The organism is Mycolicibacterium vaccae NBRC 14118 = CIP 105934, assembly GCF_001552715.1.
Lineage (GTDB): Bacteria > Actinomycetota > Actinomycetes > Mycobacteriales > Mycobacteriaceae > Mycobacterium > Mycobacterium vaccae.
Map to the genome: position 1 here is coordinate 1 of NZ_BCRS01000151.1, position 14,239 is coordinate 14,239.

The following is a 14,239-nucleotide window of genomic DNA, read 5'->3' on the forward strand; positions in this document are numbered from 1 at the left end:
CCCGGCACCGCCGGCGACAGCTGGCCGGGGATCGCCGCGGCCGGCACGCCCGGACTCGGTTGCGGCCCATGGATATTCGGCTCCGAGGTGGCCACGTTCGGCGGCGGATACCCGCCGGGCACCGGGCCGTACGGGCCCTGGGTCAGGTCCGCGCACGGCAGCGGGTCGCCCGGTTTCGGCAGACCGTCGGCGGGCGGGGTGTAGGAGCACGGGGAGCCGGGCGGCACCGCGGGCCCGGGATTCTCCGGGGTGCCCTCGATGGCTGCCGGGGACGGCGGCGGGGCGCCGTTGTCGAAGCCGACGCCGTTGGGATCGGGGAACCGGAACGCCGGCAGCCCGGCGTTGCGCCAGAACTCCTGCGGATCGATCCCGCGCTTCTTGAACGCGGCATCCACGAACGGCTGCAGGATCCAGTACGGCGCCAGGTTGACCAGCATCACCTTGAAGTACGGGCCCGACGCCAGCGCCTCACCGAGGGAGACCATGAACTTCGACAGCGACGACAGCGTGTCGGCGAGGTCGAGCTTGCGCTCGTTGAGCACATCGGTGATCACCCGCAGCTGCTCGAGCACGCGGTTGAGGTTCGGGTTGTCGTCGATGAACCCGCGGACCTGGGCGGAGAACGTGTGGACGCGCTCCAGCAGCTGGCTCACCGCGTAGTTGCGCTCGTTGATCGCGGCGAGCAGTGTCTGCGCGTTCACGAACAGCTCGTTGATCTGTCCGCTGCGGTTGCCGAGCACGCCGGCCACCTTGTTCGCGTTGGCCAGCAGCTGCTTGATCTGGTCGTCGCGCTTGCCGATGGTGTCGGAGAAGCGGGCCACGCCGTCCAGTGCCGCACTCAGGTGCGGATAGGTCTGGTCGATGGTCTCCGACAGCACGTTCAGCGAGTCGCGGACCGTGCCGGTGTCCCATCCCGCGGTGTTGTTGGAGAGGTCGAAGAACGCGTCGTAGATCTGGTACGGCGTGGTGGTCTGACCCAGCGGCAGCACGCCGTTGGCGCGCAACGGATCTTCCCCGCGCGGCTCGATCTCGAGGTTGCGCCTGCCCAGGATGGTGTCGGTGCGGATTGCCGCCCGGCTGTCGGTGCCGATCTGGGTGCCGCCCAGCGTGTAGCCGATCCGCACCCGGTCCCCGTCGATCTCCAGTGACTTCACCGTGCCGACGTCCACGCCGGCGATCCTGACCTTGTCACCGGTGTTGATGCCGCCGGTGTCGGCGAACTCGGCGTAGTAGGTCGGCTTCGCGAACAGCATCGGCACGCTGGCGAAGCTCTGACCCACGCCGATGACGATGACCAGGATGATGATGCCCATCAGCCCGCCGCGGACGCGGTTGGATCCCTCCAGGACTCTCATTGCGGCGTGCACCTACCTGAGGGCTGGCTCCAGACCTTCACGGTGCGGACCGGGCCACCCGGCTGTAATCCGTTGAGCTTCAAGGTCACATCGCAGGCGTAGAAGTTGAAGAAGTCGCCGTAGACCCCGCCGGAGCGGCCGATGATGGCCAGCGCCTGCGGGAACTGCACCAGCAGGTTGTTGAGCTCGTCGCGCTGGTCGACGAGGGGCTGGTTGAGGATCTCCAGCTTGCTGACCGTGCTCTGCAGCAGCGGCCGGTTGTCGGCGAGCAGGTCCCCGATCGTGCCCGCGGCGTCACTGATGTCGGCCACCGAGGCCGCGAGGGGATCGGCGCGGTTCTTCAGGCCGGTGATGAGGACCTCGAAATTCTTCACCGTGTCGTCGAACTCCTGCTGGTGGCGCACGGTGGTGTCCAGCACGGTGTTGAGGTTGGTGATCACTTCGCCGATGGCCTGGTCCCGGTCGGCCAGCGTCGCGGTCAGCGTCGCGGTCTGGTCGAGGATGTCGTTGATGGTGCCGCCCTGTCCCTGGAACACCGTGATGATCGACTGCGCGATGGTGTTGACCTTCTCCGGCTCCAGGGACTGGAACACCGGGCGGAACCCGCCGATCAGCGCGTCGAGGTCGAGCGCCGGCTGGGTCCGATCGACCGGGATCGTCCCGCCCGCAGCCAGTCTCGTGTTGCTCTCGCCGCGCGCCAGCTCCAGGTAGCGGTCGCCGATCAGGTTCAGGTAGCGCACCGAGGCCGTCGACTCGTCGAACAGTTCCAGCGACCGGTCCACGCTGAAGTCGACCTTCACCTTGGAACCGTTCTCGATCAGCGTGACGTCCTTGACCTTGCCGACCTCCACGCCCGAGGCACGGACGAACTGTCCGGGCCGCAGACCGCTGGCGTTGGAGAAGATCGCCGAATACCCGGTGGTGCGGTCGAACCGCAACTGACCGAAGACCACGACGATGATCGCGGTGAACATGAGCAGCACCAGCGAGAAGGCGCCGAGTTTGAGTGCCGTACCGGTGATTTTCATGGGTTGATCGTGTGCTCCCCGACTTGGCGTCCCCAGACGTACTCGGTGAACAGCGGCTGTCCGAGCTCCATGTGGTTGTACGGGGCGATGGACGCGCCGGTGTCGAGCACCAGGAACGGCGCCGGCCACAGGTCCCGGGTGATGGGCTGCCAGCATCCCGGCCGTCCGCCGGGGCCGCCCTTGGCGTTGACCCGCGGCAGGTTGTCCGGATAGACGTAGGCGTTGCCCGCGCCGAGGCCGAGGATCTGCGAGTGCGTCTTGAGCGAGTAACCGTTGCCGCCCAGCGCCGCGCTGATCTTCGGTTCGACGTCGTGGTAGTTGCGGAACATGCAGAAGAACGACGGGCTGTACTTGTCGAGCAGAGCCGAGGTGGGCACCAGATCCTCGGTGCCGCGGATCAGGTAGGGCCCGCCGCGTTCGAAGATGTCGCCGCCGGTGTTGCCGAACCCGACCGCGGCCATCAGTGCCTGGTCGACATCGCCGCGCTGCGCGTTGAGGGTGCGCGCGGTGGTGACCGCGTTCTGCAGGCCGTCGAACAGATCCGGTGCCGCGTCGGCGTAGACCTCGCCGAGATCGGCGAGCAGTCGGTTGTCGCGCCGGATCTGCGGCATCTGCGGGTTGATCTCGGCCAGGATCTCGTTGCCCTGCACGATCGACTGGCCGAACCGGTCACCGAGGCCGTCGAGGGCCTGCGCGGTCGCGGTCAGCGTCTGGTTCAGCTTGATCGGGTCGACCTGCGCGGCGACCGAGACCACGGTCTCGAACAGCGTGTTGAACTCGGTGGTCACCGACGTCACGTCGATGACGTCGGAGGCCGAGATCCGTTCGGCCTGAGGGTTGTCCGGCGCGGTGAACGAGACGTACTTGTTGCCGAACACCGTGGTGGCGCTGATGTCGGCCTCGACGTTGCGCGGGATCAGGTCGAGGTACTTGGGGTCGACCTCGAGAATGATCTTGGCCCGCGGTTCGCCGCCGACGCTGGTCTCCTCGACGTTGCCGACCCGCCCGATCTCCACCCCGTTGTAGGTGACCTTCGCGCCGGGATCCATCGACAACCCGGACCGGGCGGAGATCATGGTCAGCTGCGTGCGCGGCAGGAAGTCACCGCGGAACTGGAGATACACCAGCACGACCGCGATGACGGTCAGCAGCGCCAGGATCGCGCCGGCGATCTTGTACGGCGGCTGACGTTTGGTGTTGATGGGTGCCGTCATCGCGCTACACCGTCAGGTTGAAGTTCGGGTCGACGCCGTAGAGCGCCAACGAGGCGAACAGGACCACACACACGATCGCGACCAGCGAGGCGCGCATCGACCGGCCCACGGCCTCGCCGACGCCGACCGGGCCGCCGCTGGCGTAGAAGCCGTAGTAGCAGTGGTTGAGCATCACGATGACCGCGATGATCACGGCCTGGATGAAGGACCAGAACACGTCGTCGGGCCGCAGGAAGGTGCGGAAGTAGTGCTCGTAGGTGCCGATCGACTGCCCGTAGAACACGGTGGTGGTGACCTGGGCGGACAGGAACGACATGATGATCGCCATCGCGTAGAGCGGGATGATGACGACGAATCCGGCCATGATGCGTGTCGACACCAGGTAGGAGATCGACTTGATGCCCATCACCTCGAGTGCGTCGATCTCCTCGCTGATGCGCATGGCGCCCAGTTCGGCGGTCGCGCCGGCGCCGACGGTGGCCGCCAGCGCCTGACCGGCGACCACGGGCGCGGCGATGCGCACGTTGATCAACGCCGCAAAGAACCCGGTGAACGCCTCGACGCCGATGTTGCCCAGCGATGCGAAGCCCTGGATCGCCACCAGCGAGGACCCGGACAGCGTCACGAATCCGACGATGGCCACGGTGCCGCCGATCACGGCCATCGCGCCGGTGCCCATGCCGATCTCGGCGATCAGCCGCAGGGTCTCCTTGCGGTAGTAGCGGAGCGCGTGGCCGATGGAGCCGACGGCGGTGATGACGAACCACGCGACGTGGCCCATCGCGTCCAGCCCACGGGCCGGGGCGCCCGCCCACTTCTCGGCGGTGGCGACTCCGCGCGGGAACCTCTGGCGGAGGACAGCGGCGGTGCTCGTCACGTCAGCTCCCCGTTCCGAATCGGACACCGATCGTCGTCAGCACGACATTGACCGCGAACAGCGCGATCACACACAGCACCAGCGTCTCGTTGACCGCGGTGCCCACGCCCTTGGCGCCGCCGGCGACCGTCAGTCCGCGGTAGCACCCGACCAGGCCGGCGATCAGACCGAAGGTGGCGGCCTTGACGATCGAGATGATCACCTCGGGCAGCCCGGTGATCAGGGTCAGCGTGGAGACATAGGCGCCCGCGGACACGTTCTGCAGATAGACGCCGAAGACGAAGCCGCCGACCAGTCCGACGGTGATGACTGCGCCGTTGAGCAGGATCGCGACGAACGTCGACGCGATCACACGCGGCACGACGAGGCGGTGGATCGGGTCGATGCCGAGCACCTCGAGGGCGTCGATCTCCTCGCGGATGGTGCGCGCACCCAGGTCGGCGCAGATCGCGGTCGACCCTGCTCCGGCCACCACCAGCACGGTCACCAGCGGACCCAGCTGCGTGACGGCGCCGATGGCCGCTCCGGCGCCGGAGACGTCGGCCGCGCCGAACTCGGCCAGCAGGATGTTGAGCGTGAAGATCAGCAGCACGGTCAGCGGGATCGACACCGCGAGCGTCGGCAGGAACGCGACCCGCATCAGGAACCAGCTCTGCAGGATGAACTCCCGCCACTGGAACGGCGGCCGGAAGGTGGCTTTGCCGACGAGCACGCACATGCGCACGAAGCCGCCGACGGCTTCCAGTCCTGGCCTGACCTGATCCCGCACGTAGCCGGTCAGGTTCGAACTCGTCGTCACCGATCGGCTCCCGCGACACTCCCACGCAGGGCGTAGCGCACCGGCAGCATCTGTCGCACGCTCCCTTCCAGCCCCAACCCCGATCGTGTGAGAACGGTCTCGCTACCGGCCGGTAGTAAGACAGGTCTCCGGACTGTACCCGATGATGTGACCCCCGCGTACCGCATCTGCGGGATTTGGCCCTCAACCGTTAGCAAATAACAGTCCACCGGGCTAACGGTTTTGCTCGGTCGCAGAAACCGTTGCCGGAGTGGAACTTTCGTTACCGTCAATGACCGTCGCGACACCGAAGCGCGTCCTCAGCTCCGTCTTCAGCACCTTTCCGGCGGGGTTGCGCGGCAGTGCCTCGACGATCTCGAGCACCTTCGGGTGCTTGTAGCGCGCGAGCCGCTCGGTGAGGAACTGCTCCAGATCCGGCAGCGTCAGACCGACGCCCGGGGCGGCTCCCAGCGAACTCCGCAGCACCGCCACAGCAACGGGAACCTCCCCCCACTTCTCGTGCGGGCGCCCGATCACCGCGACCTCGACGATGTCGGGGTGGGCCGCCAGCGCGTTCTCCACCTCGGCGCAGTAGATGTTCTCGCCGCCGGAGATGATCATGTCCTTCTTGCGGTCGACGACCCAGATGTAGCCCTCGTCGTCCTGACGGACCAGGTCGCCGGAGTGGAACCATCCGCCGGCGAACGCCTCGGCCGTGGCCTTGGGGTTGTTCCAGTAGCCCGCCATCAGCGTGGGCGCGCGGTAGACGATCTCGCCGACCTGCCCGACGGGCACGTCGTTCATGTCCTCGTCGACGATGCGTGCCGACACCGTCGGGATGACCCGGCCGACGGACCCGAGCTTGCGCAGCGCGTCGTCGCCCAACAGCATGCAGGTCACCGGCGACATCTCGGTCTGCCCGAACGCGGCCAGGATCTACGCTCCGGGGAAGGTCTCGGCCATCTCGCGCAGCAGGGTGTCCGAGGCCGGTGCGGCGCCCCAGGACAGGAAGCGCAGCTTCAGCTCGCGCGGCCTGGCGCGCTGCGCGGCGCACACAGCCTGCCACTGCGCGGGGACCAGGAAGATCCCGGTGACCTTCTCGGCCTCGAGCACGTCGAGCAGTTCGTTCGGGTCGAACGCGCCCACGGGGTAGAGCACGGTCGGCCTGCCGAGCAGCAGGCCGGAGACGATGCTGCCGACGCCCGCGATGTGGAAGAACGGCACGCCGATGAAGCCGATGTCGTGGTTGATGTCGGCGCCGTTGGTGAACAGCAGCGTCATCACCTGGCCGGTCAGGTTGGTGTGCGTGAGCACCGCGCCCTTGGGCCGGCCGGTGGTGCCCGAGGTGTACATGATCAGCGCGGGCGCGTCGTTCGGGACATCGACCGGAGGGCACGGCGCGTTCTCGGCCAGCACCTCGTCGTAGTCGAGGATGTCGTCGCCCGAACCGCCGCCGGCGCTGATCACCGTGGCCAGCGTCGCATCCAGGTCGCGGACGGCGGTGGCGACGCCGGCGAGCACCGCCTCGGTGATGACGACGGCGGCCTGGCAGTCGGAGACCAGGAAGGCGATCTCGTCGGGGGTCATCCGGAAGTTCACCGGCACCGCGATCGCGCCGAGCTTGTTCGTGGCGAGCACCGCCTCGATGAACTCGGTCCTGTTGAGCATCAGGACGAGTACACGGTCGCCGAAGCCGACGCCGCGCTGGTGCAGCGCCCCGGCCAGGGCGCTCACCCGCCGGTCCAGCTCACCCCAGGTGGTGGTCTCGCCGAGGAACCTCAGCGCCGGGGCGTCGGGCTGCATCAGCGCGTGCCGGGCCAGCTGATTCGTCCAGTTCTGCCTACGCGCCAGGTAGGGCTGTTCGGTCGCCGTCCCGGGTTGGATCGGATCGCTCAACGTCTTCTGCTCCATCGACAGTTGCGGCCGGCTGATATTTGATCAAACATGTTGTTGCCCCGGTCACATTAAGTCGCCGACGGCCACGGGACAACCCTCCCGACGAGCGGGCCCGACGGGCCGGGAAGGCCGCGATGTGAGCAACGCCCCTGCCGGAACGCCGGTCACCGGCGCGGTACGGCGGCGCGAACAGCTGTCCGACGAGGTCGCCGCGAGGCTGCGGGCCGAGATCATGACCGGAACTCTGCGGCCGGACTCCTTCATCCGCCTCGACGAGACCGCGGCCCGCCTCGGCGTGAGCATCACGCCGGTCCGGGAGGCGCTGCGCACGCTGCGCGGCGAGGGGATGGTCGAGCTGGAGCCGCACCGGGGACATCGGGTGGTGCCGCTGACGCGCAGCGACATCGAGGACATCTTCTGGCTGCAGTCGACGATCGCCCAGGAACTCGCCGCCAGTGCCGCGCGCCGGATCCGCGACGACCAGATCGACGAACTGGCGCGGCTGAACGAGGACCTGGCCGCCGCGGTCGCGCTGCGCGACCCCGACCGGGTGGCCCGGGCGGAGTTCGCGTTCCACCGGGCGTTCAACCGGGCCGGCGGCCGGCTGAAGCTGTCCTGGTTCCTGCTGCACGCGGCCCGCTATCTGCCGCCGCAGCTGTTCGCATCGGACGAGGCCTGGGGGCCGGTGGCCGTCGCCAGTCACACCGAGCTGATCGAGGCGCTGCGCCGGCGGGATGCGGACGCCGTCGTCGAGCTGACCCGCGGGCAGTTCACCGACGGGTTGGCCCGGCTGACCGCATGGCTGGAGCAGGTCGGGCTGTGGGACTGAGGCCGGGACCGGCCTGTCGACCACTACGCCACAGCCGCCACACCTATCCGCAAATCTCAGGAGAAGTGCGAGTGGGCCCCTGAGAAAAGCGGATAGCTGAGACAGAAGAGGTCACCGGCGCCCGCGCGGAGACGCCCGGGGGTTCACCCACCCGCGTCAGGACGACGCGAGCTGTTCGGCGCGCGCCTTCAGGTTCTCGGCCAGGTAGTCCAGCGCGTCGCCGACCACCTTCTTGACCATCGCGGCGGGCACCGCCATCTTGACCTCGACGTCGAGGTCGACGGTCAGCAGCGAGGTCGGGCCCATCGCCACCACCGAGAACCGCTGCTCCTGCTTGGTGAAGAAGTCGCCCTGCTGCAGCACGGTGTAGATCTGGTTCTCGCCCGGGTAGTACACCGCGGTGATGAAGGTGCCGGACTGGCCCTGCACCACGACGTCGAGCCGCAGCTGGCTGGGCCGGCCGTCGTCGTAGCGGGCGAGCACCCAGCACCCTTTGATCTCGTCGTTCCACTCCGGGTATCGCTCGAAGTCGGCGACGATCGCCATGATCGTCTCGGCGGCCGCCGTGACCTCGACTGTCTTACTCACCAGGGGCATCGGCAGAGCATAGCGAGTGCGGCCCGGCGGTCACGCCGCCGTCGCGATGCCCTCCCGGCGCAGACCGGCGATGACGAGCTCACGCAGCCGCCGGCCTACCTCGAACTGCTTGCCGGGCAGCGTGCGCGCGACCATCCGCACGTTGACGGTGCCGACCTCGATGCTCTCCACTCCCATCAACTGGGGCTCGTCGAGCAACAACCGCACCAGCCTGTCGTCCTCCATCGCCGCGGCGGCCACCGCGCGCAGCACCTCGTTGACCTGGTTGATGTCGGCACTGGCCGGCACCGGCACATCGACGACCGCACTGGCCCAGTCCTTCGACAGATTCAGCGCCCGCACGATCATGCCGTTGGGCACCGTGTACACCTCGCCCTCGCTGGTGCGCAGTTTGGTGACCCGCAGCGTGACGGCCTCGACCGTGCCCATCGCCGTCCCGCCGCCGCTGACCGTCAACTCCACCAGATCGCCGAAGCCGTACTGCTTCTCGGTGATCACGAAGAAGCCGCTGAGAAAGTCCTGCACCAGCCGCTGCGCACCGAAACCCAGCGCGGCGCCCAGCACCGCCGCGGGCGCCACCAAGGAGGCGACGGGCAGGCCGAGTTGGCCGGCGATGTCCAGGGCGACCGCCGTGTAGAGCACCCCGATCGCGACCGACGAGATGACGGCAGCCACGGCCTGCCGGTGTTTGGCGCTCTCCGAGCGTACGGAGGTCTGGTTCGGCTCGGCTCTCGCGATGCGCCGGCTGATCCGGTCGGCGAGCCACCGGATCGCCCGGGTCGCCAGGACCGTGAAGATCACGGCCATCGCGATGTGAAGGCCCGTGGTCATGATCCACTGCCCCACGCCGGTCCACATGCTCAGCCCTCCAGTCGGCGGCTCAGCTCCGTCTTCAGGTCCCGCGCGTTGCGGACCGCGTTGCCACCGAGGTCGTTGTTGAAATAGGTGTACACGTCGCGGCCCTGCCCGTCCCACTCGGCGATCCGCTCGGCCCACCAGCTCAGGTCGTCGGCGCTGTAGGAGCCGCCGTACATGTCGTGCGGGTCCGGCCCGTGCAGCCGCACGTAGACGAACCGCGCCGTGGCTCTCAGGATGCACGGCAGTCCGGCACCGCTCATCACCACGTACGCCGCGTCGTGTTTCTCCAGCAGCTCGTAGACCGCGGGGTCCTCCCAGGACCGGTGCCGGAACTCGACGGCCACAGGTATGTCGGCGGGCATCGCGCCCAGGAAGTGCTCCAGCCGCGCGTCGTCGCGCTCCAGGGCGGGGTGCAGCTGAACCAGCAGCGGACCGGCGCGGTCACCGAGGGCATGCCAGCCCCGCGTCAGCCGTTCGATCCACTCCTCGGGGGCGCGCAGCCTGCGGGCGTGCGTCAGCCCGCGCGCGGCCTTGACCGCCATCAGGAAGCCGGGCGGGAGCTGATCGCGCCACCGCTGGAACTGTTCGTCGCGCGGCCACCGGTAGAAGCTGCCGTTGAGCTCGACGGTGTCGAATTCCGAGGTGTAGCGCTGCAGCCAGCGCGTCGTCGGCAACCCGGTCTCGTAGAGCACGTTGCGCCAGTGGTTGTACGCCCAACCCGACGTGCCGATGCGAACCGTCATCGGCTCGGGGTACCCGCGATGGTGAGGGTGTTAGCTCGACTCGTCGGCGAACTCGGCCTTCGCGGCCTCGACGTCCATGCCCAGCGGCGAACTCTGCCGGACGGTCTCGTCGCGGATCAGCCCGCGCAGCAGCGCGGTGCTGAACTCCACTGCGATCTCCTGCGCGGTGCGCCGCCCGTGCGGGCGCAGCCACCGGTAGGACCCCAGCGTCATGCCGATGTACCCCAGCGCCAGGACGTGGGAGTCGCAGTCGTAGAACTCGCCGCTGGCGATGCCCCGGTCGATCACGTCGCGGACGTGCTCGTAGACCTGGGCTTCCTTTTCCCGGATGTACTCCACCTGCTCCTCGGTGAACCACTCCGTGATGTAGGGGCCCTCCTGGAAGTACACCGCGGCGCGTTCGATGTCCGACGCGATGCCGACCAGCAGCCGCCGGGTGAAGTGGTAGATCGTCTCGCGGGCCGACGCCGTCGGGTCGTCGTGCAGCGCGTCGACGGTGAAATCGGCGGCGCCCTTGTAGATGTCGTAGAGGATCAGCGACTTGCTGGCGTAATAGTGGTAGACCGTGGCCTTGTTCAGGCCCACCGCATCGGCGACGTCGTCCATCCGGGTGCCGTGGTAGCCGCGCGCGGCGAACAGCTTGGTGGCCACGGCCAGCAACTCTTCGCGACGGGACATCCCGTTGCCGGTGACGGATTCAGACATGGCGACTCACTCTAGGCAGGGGACGACCGCCGCGGCGGTCTACTAACTGGTTGGTTCAGTCTAGGCCGATGCGGTGTCCACCCGGAGGCGGCGGGTCTACACTCGTGGCGAACCGACGTGGTGTGGCCGAAATGACGTGGTGCGGCCCGAGTGAGGGAGGTAGCACGGTGGACCCGAATCCGGATTACGACGCGAGCGACGAGCTCGAGTACGGCGTCAACTGGTTCGCCTGGATCCTGCGCGGGGTGTACCCGCCGCCGGCTTATCCCCCGGTCTGATCGACCCGCGCCGACCGGCGCTCGTTCACCCACGTCCGGCCGTTCTCGAGCAGGCCGTGTGCCCGCTTGTTCATCACCTCGATCTCGGCTCTGCTGCGTAGCGCGGCGGCGGCCAGCTTCGTCCGGACCTCGCCGCGCCAGTCCCGCGGTGGGACCGGTTCGCAGTCCGGTGGCCACTGAATCGACGGCTCCTCGGCGCCGACCGTCACCGGCGCGCCGGGACGGTTGTCCTCGCCGTAACACTGGCCGCACTTGCGGCAGCGCACCTCATAGCGCACGACGTTGCGCTCCGACTCGATGAAGACATAGTCCGCCACCGCCACGCATCGCGGACATCTGGCGAGGCCGCGCTCTACCACCCTGCTCACGTCGTCATCCTGAGGCCGCCAACGCATCTGACGCACCGGGAATTCGATCTCGATGCGTGATCGGTGCCGTTCCGAGACCTGGGTCAGGCCGCGGCAGTCCGATTCGCGGCTACGCCGCGGCAGTCTTGACCGCGCGGCCCACTTCCGCCCGCAGCCGGCCGTACTCAGGTGAGCGCCGCAACTCGTCGGGGTCCACCCCGGTGCGCGGCAGGTCGACGGGAATGTCCAGCGCCACCCGGCCCGGACGACGGGTCAGCACCACGATCCGCGAGCCGAGGAAGGCCGCCTCGTCGGCACTGTGGGTGACGAACACCGTCGTGCGGCCCGACTCGGCGCTGACCTGCCGCACGTCCTCCTGCAGCCGTTCCCGGGTCAGCGCATCCAGTGCGGCGAACGGCTCATCGAGCAGGAACAGCGGCGTCTGCGCCGCCAGCGCCCGCGCGATCGCGACCCGCTGCTGCTGGCCGCCGCTGATCTCCCAGATCCGCCGCGCGGCGGTGCCGCCCAGCCCGACCCGCTCCAGGAGCGCCTCACGCCGCTCGATCCGCCTGTCCCGCGCCACTTTTGCGTACTTGAGCGCCATGTCGACGTTTCCCCCGACGGTGCGCCACGGGAACAGGCGCGGCTGCTGGAACACCACCCCCGACGTCACCCCCGGCGCCGGCGGCCCACCGGCCACCCGCACCGCGCCCTCGGTGGGCTCCTCGAAGCCGGCCAGCAGCCGCAGCAGCGTGCTCTTGCCGCAGCCCGAGGCGCCGACGAGCACCAGGAACGATCCGGGGTCCACGGTCAGGTCGACCGGTCCGAGCGCGGTGACCTCCTGTCGGCCGCTGCCGTAACGGTGGGACACCGAGTCGATTCGGATCGCACCGTCATTCGTCGAGGGCATCCGGTAGGCCCTTCGTGTAGATCGCATCCTGGAATGTGGCCAGCGGCGCGGGCGCCGGGATCTGCTTCTGGTCGGCCAGGAACTGCGAGGCGCTCTGCAGGTTGGCAGCCAGGTTTCCCGGATTGCCCTCAGCGCCAAGCCATTCTGCTGAAGAGATGTCCTGCGGGGTGAGGAACACCATCTGCGTGAGCTGACCGGCGACGTCCTCAGGGGACAACCCGACCTCGGCGGCGATCGCCTTGGCGGCCGCGTCCGGATCGTCGCGCAGGACGTCGAGTGCACGCGCCTGCTGCTGGCGCCACACGTCGACGACGTCGGGGTGAGCCGAGGCGAACGCATCGGAGACGGTGGCCAGGTCCAGCGTGGGCTTACCCGCCTCGGCCAGCTGGCGGCTGGTGATCAGGTCCTTGCCGGTCTTGCGCAGCTCGTCGAGCGTCGGGAGCCAGGTGTAGGCGGCGTCGATGTCGCCGCGTTCCCATGCGGCCAGGATGGCCTGGGGCTGCAGGTCGACGAGCGCAACGTCGTTGGCGGACAAGCCGTTCTGGTCCAGCGCCGCGAGCAGGCTGTAGTGCGCGGTCGACGCGAACGGCGTGCCGATGCGCTTACCCCTCAGCTGCCCGATGGTGTCGACGCCGGCGTCGTTGCGCACCACCAGCGCCTCGTTGTCACCGGCCACGTCGAGCACGAACGCGACCTTGTACGGGATGTTGAGGGGGGCGGACAGTCCGCGGGCGACGGGGCTGGAGCCCAGCGCGCCGAAGTCGAGTTCGTCGGCGATGAACGCGGTGTTGACGTCGGCGCCGGAGTCGAACTTGGTCCACTTGATGTTGTAGTCGGGCAACGCCTCTTCGAGCCACCTGTTGTTCTTGACGACCAGGTCACCGCTCGGGAACGTCTGGTAACCGATTCGGATAGTCGGCTTGTCGGCCTGCTGCCCCGAGTTATCCACCGCGCAGCCGGCCAGCGCCAACACCGCCGAGATCAGCGCTACGAGAAGGGTTTTGGATTTCATATCTTTCCTCTCCAGGGGACCGCGCGCCGCTCCACGGTGCGCAGCAAGCCGTCGATCACCAAGCCGGAGAACCCGATGGCGAAGATCCCGACCAGCACGACAGGGGTGTTGTTGTAGTTGCTCGCGTCCTTGACCAGGCCGCCGACTCCGGGGATGCCGTTGAACAGCTCGGCGGCGACCACCGACGAATAGGCCATGCCGACGGCGAGCCGGATCCCGGTGAACGTCTCGGGCAGCGCCGACGGGACCACCACATCGCGGATGACCTGCCGGCGCGATGCGCCCAGAGCTCTTGCGGCTTCCTGCAATCCGACCGGGGCGGCGACGACGGCGGCTGTGGTCGCGACGGCCGCCGGCGGCAACGCGGCCAGCGCGAGCAGCGTGATCTTGGGCGCCTCGTCGATACCCAGCCAGATCACCAGCAGGAAGAAGTAGGCCAGCGGCGGCAGCGCGCGCAGGAACGTCAGCCACGGCTCCAGCACGCTGCGCACCCAGCCGACGGACCCCATCACCAGACCGAGCGACACACCCAGCACCACCCCGATCGCCACGCCGGCCAGCACTCGCCGCAACGTCATGTACAGGTGCTCCCACAACAGGTATCCGGCGTAGCCGCGGACCCCGTCGTGGGTGGTCGACACGTCGACGAACGCGTGCCACACCGTCGCCGGATACGGCACGAACGTCTGGTTCCAGACGCCGCTGGCCGCGGCGAACTGCCACAGGACGCCGAACACGGCCACCGACAGCAGCGGCAGCGCCGCCCGCGTGAGCCGGCCCCGCCAGGGTCCGCGGCCCGGGCGCGGCCCAGC

14 protein-coding genes and 2 pseudogenes are annotated in these 14,239 nt (G+C 68.5%); 2 read left to right on the top strand and 14 right to left on the bottom strand.

Annotated features, from left to right (window positions below; genetic code table 11):
* The 6 genes and pseudogenes from MVA01S_RS23410 to fadD5 all read right to left on the bottom strand — a co-directional run.
* Positions 1-1,355, bottom strand: a 1,355-nt coding sequence (locus MVA01S_RS23410; protein ID WP_060941712.1) for a virulence factor Mce family protein, incomplete at its 3' end; no start/stop codon positions are given.
* Positions 1,352-2,383, bottom strand: coding sequence for a virulence factor Mce family protein (locus MVA01S_RS23415; RefSeq protein ID WP_003930773.1), 1,032 nt, complete (start codon positions 2,381-2,383; stop codon positions 1,352-1,354). The genes MVA01S_RS23410 and MVA01S_RS23415, both read right to left, overlap by 4 nt.
* Entirely contained in the window at positions 2,380-3,597 is a 1,218-nt protein-coding gene (locus tag MVA01S_RS23420) for an MCE family protein (RefSeq protein WP_003930772.1), read from the bottom strand. The genes MVA01S_RS23415 and MVA01S_RS23420 overlap by 4 nt, the downstream gene beginning before the upstream one ends.
* A 4-nt stretch (positions 3,598-3,601) precedes the next feature.
* Positions 3,602-4,474, bottom strand: coding sequence for an MlaE family ABC transporter permease (locus MVA01S_RS23425; RefSeq protein WP_040541413.1), 873 nt, complete (start codon positions 4,472-4,474; stop codon positions 3,602-3,604).
* Between the two features lies 1 nt (position 4,475).
* Positions 4,476-5,273, bottom strand: coding sequence for an MlaE family ABC transporter permease (locus MVA01S_RS23430; RefSeq protein ID WP_003930770.1), 798 nt, complete (start codon positions 5,271-5,273; stop codon positions 4,476-4,478).
* Between the two features lie 213 nt (positions 5,274-5,486).
* Positions 5,487-7,163: pseudogene (gene fadD5 / locus MVA01S_RS23435) on the bottom strand (fatty-acid--CoA ligase FadD5).
* Positions 7,164-7,284: 121 nt separating this feature from the next.
* On the opposite strand from fadD5, the gene MVA01S_RS23440 reads away from it, so the two are divergent.
* Positions 7,285-7,977 (top strand): GntR family transcriptional regulator, encoded by a 693-nt coding sequence (locus MVA01S_RS23440; protein ID WP_003930768.1) that lies wholly within the window; start codon positions 7,285-7,287, stop codon positions 7,975-7,977.
* 156 nt (positions 7,978-8,133) lie between these two features.
* Here the strand turns inward: MVA01S_RS23440 and MVA01S_RS23445 are convergent, their stop codons facing one another.
* The 4 genes from MVA01S_RS23445 to MVA01S_RS23460 are packed head-to-tail and all read right to left on the bottom strand — an operon-like array spanning position 8,134 to position 10,880.
* Positions 8,134-8,574 carry an SRPBCC family protein gene (locus tag MVA01S_RS23445; protein WP_003930767.1) on the bottom strand — a complete coding sequence of 147 codons (441 nt, stop codon included), beginning with the start codon at positions 8,572-8,574 and terminating at the stop codon, positions 8,134-8,136.
* 30 nt (positions 8,575-8,604) lie between these two features.
* The gene (locus tag MVA01S_RS23450) at positions 8,605-9,432 is read right to left on the bottom strand and encodes a mechanosensitive ion channel family protein (protein ID WP_003930766.1); all 828 of its coding nucleotides are present in this window, start codon (positions 9,430-9,432) and stop codon (positions 8,605-8,607) included.
* A gap of 2 nt (positions 9,433-9,434) precedes the next feature.
* Entirely contained in the window at positions 9,435-10,175 is a 741-nt protein-coding gene (locus tag MVA01S_RS23455) for a DUF72 domain-containing protein (protein WP_003930765.1), read from the bottom strand.
* A 30-nt stretch (positions 10,176-10,205) separates the two neighbouring features.
* Positions 10,206-10,880 carry a TetR/AcrR family transcriptional regulator gene (locus MVA01S_RS23460; RefSeq protein WP_003930764.1) on the bottom strand — a complete coding sequence of 225 codons (675 nt, stop codon included), beginning with the start codon at positions 10,878-10,880 and terminating at the stop codon, positions 10,206-10,208.
* A gap of 167 nt (positions 10,881-11,047) precedes the next feature.
* Here MVA01S_RS23460 and MVA01S_RS31750 point away from each other — a divergent pair.
* Positions 11,048-11,158, top strand: a pseudogene (locus MVA01S_RS31750) (CAP domain-containing protein); the annotation flags it as partial.
* Here MVA01S_RS31750 and MVA01S_RS23465 read toward each other — a convergent pair.
* The 4 genes from MVA01S_RS23465 to MVA01S_RS23480 all read right to left on the bottom strand — a co-directional run.
* A complete protein-coding gene (locus MVA01S_RS23465; protein ID WP_051015291.1) occupies positions 11,143-11,526 on the bottom strand; it encodes a hypothetical protein in 384 nt (127 codons plus the stop codon). The pseudogene MVA01S_RS31750 and the gene MVA01S_RS23465 sit on opposite strands and share 16 nt — an antisense overlap.
* A gap of 109 nt (positions 11,527-11,635) precedes the next feature.
* Positions 11,636-12,415 (bottom strand): ABC transporter ATP-binding protein, encoded by a 780-nt coding sequence (locus MVA01S_RS23470; protein ID WP_003930762.1) that lies wholly within the window; start codon positions 12,413-12,415, stop codon positions 11,636-11,638.
* Complete coding sequence (locus tag MVA01S_RS23475) at positions 12,399-13,427, bottom strand: taurine ABC transporter substrate-binding protein (protein WP_003930761.1); 1,029 nt, start codon at positions 13,425-13,427, stop codon at positions 12,399-12,401. The genes MVA01S_RS23470 and MVA01S_RS23475 overlap by 17 nt, the downstream gene beginning before the upstream one ends.
* Positions 13,424-14,239 (bottom strand): ABC transporter permease (locus tag MVA01S_RS23480; protein ID WP_060941713.1); only part of this gene is annotated, 816 nt, incomplete at its 5' end. The genes MVA01S_RS23475 and MVA01S_RS23480, both read right to left, overlap by 4 nt.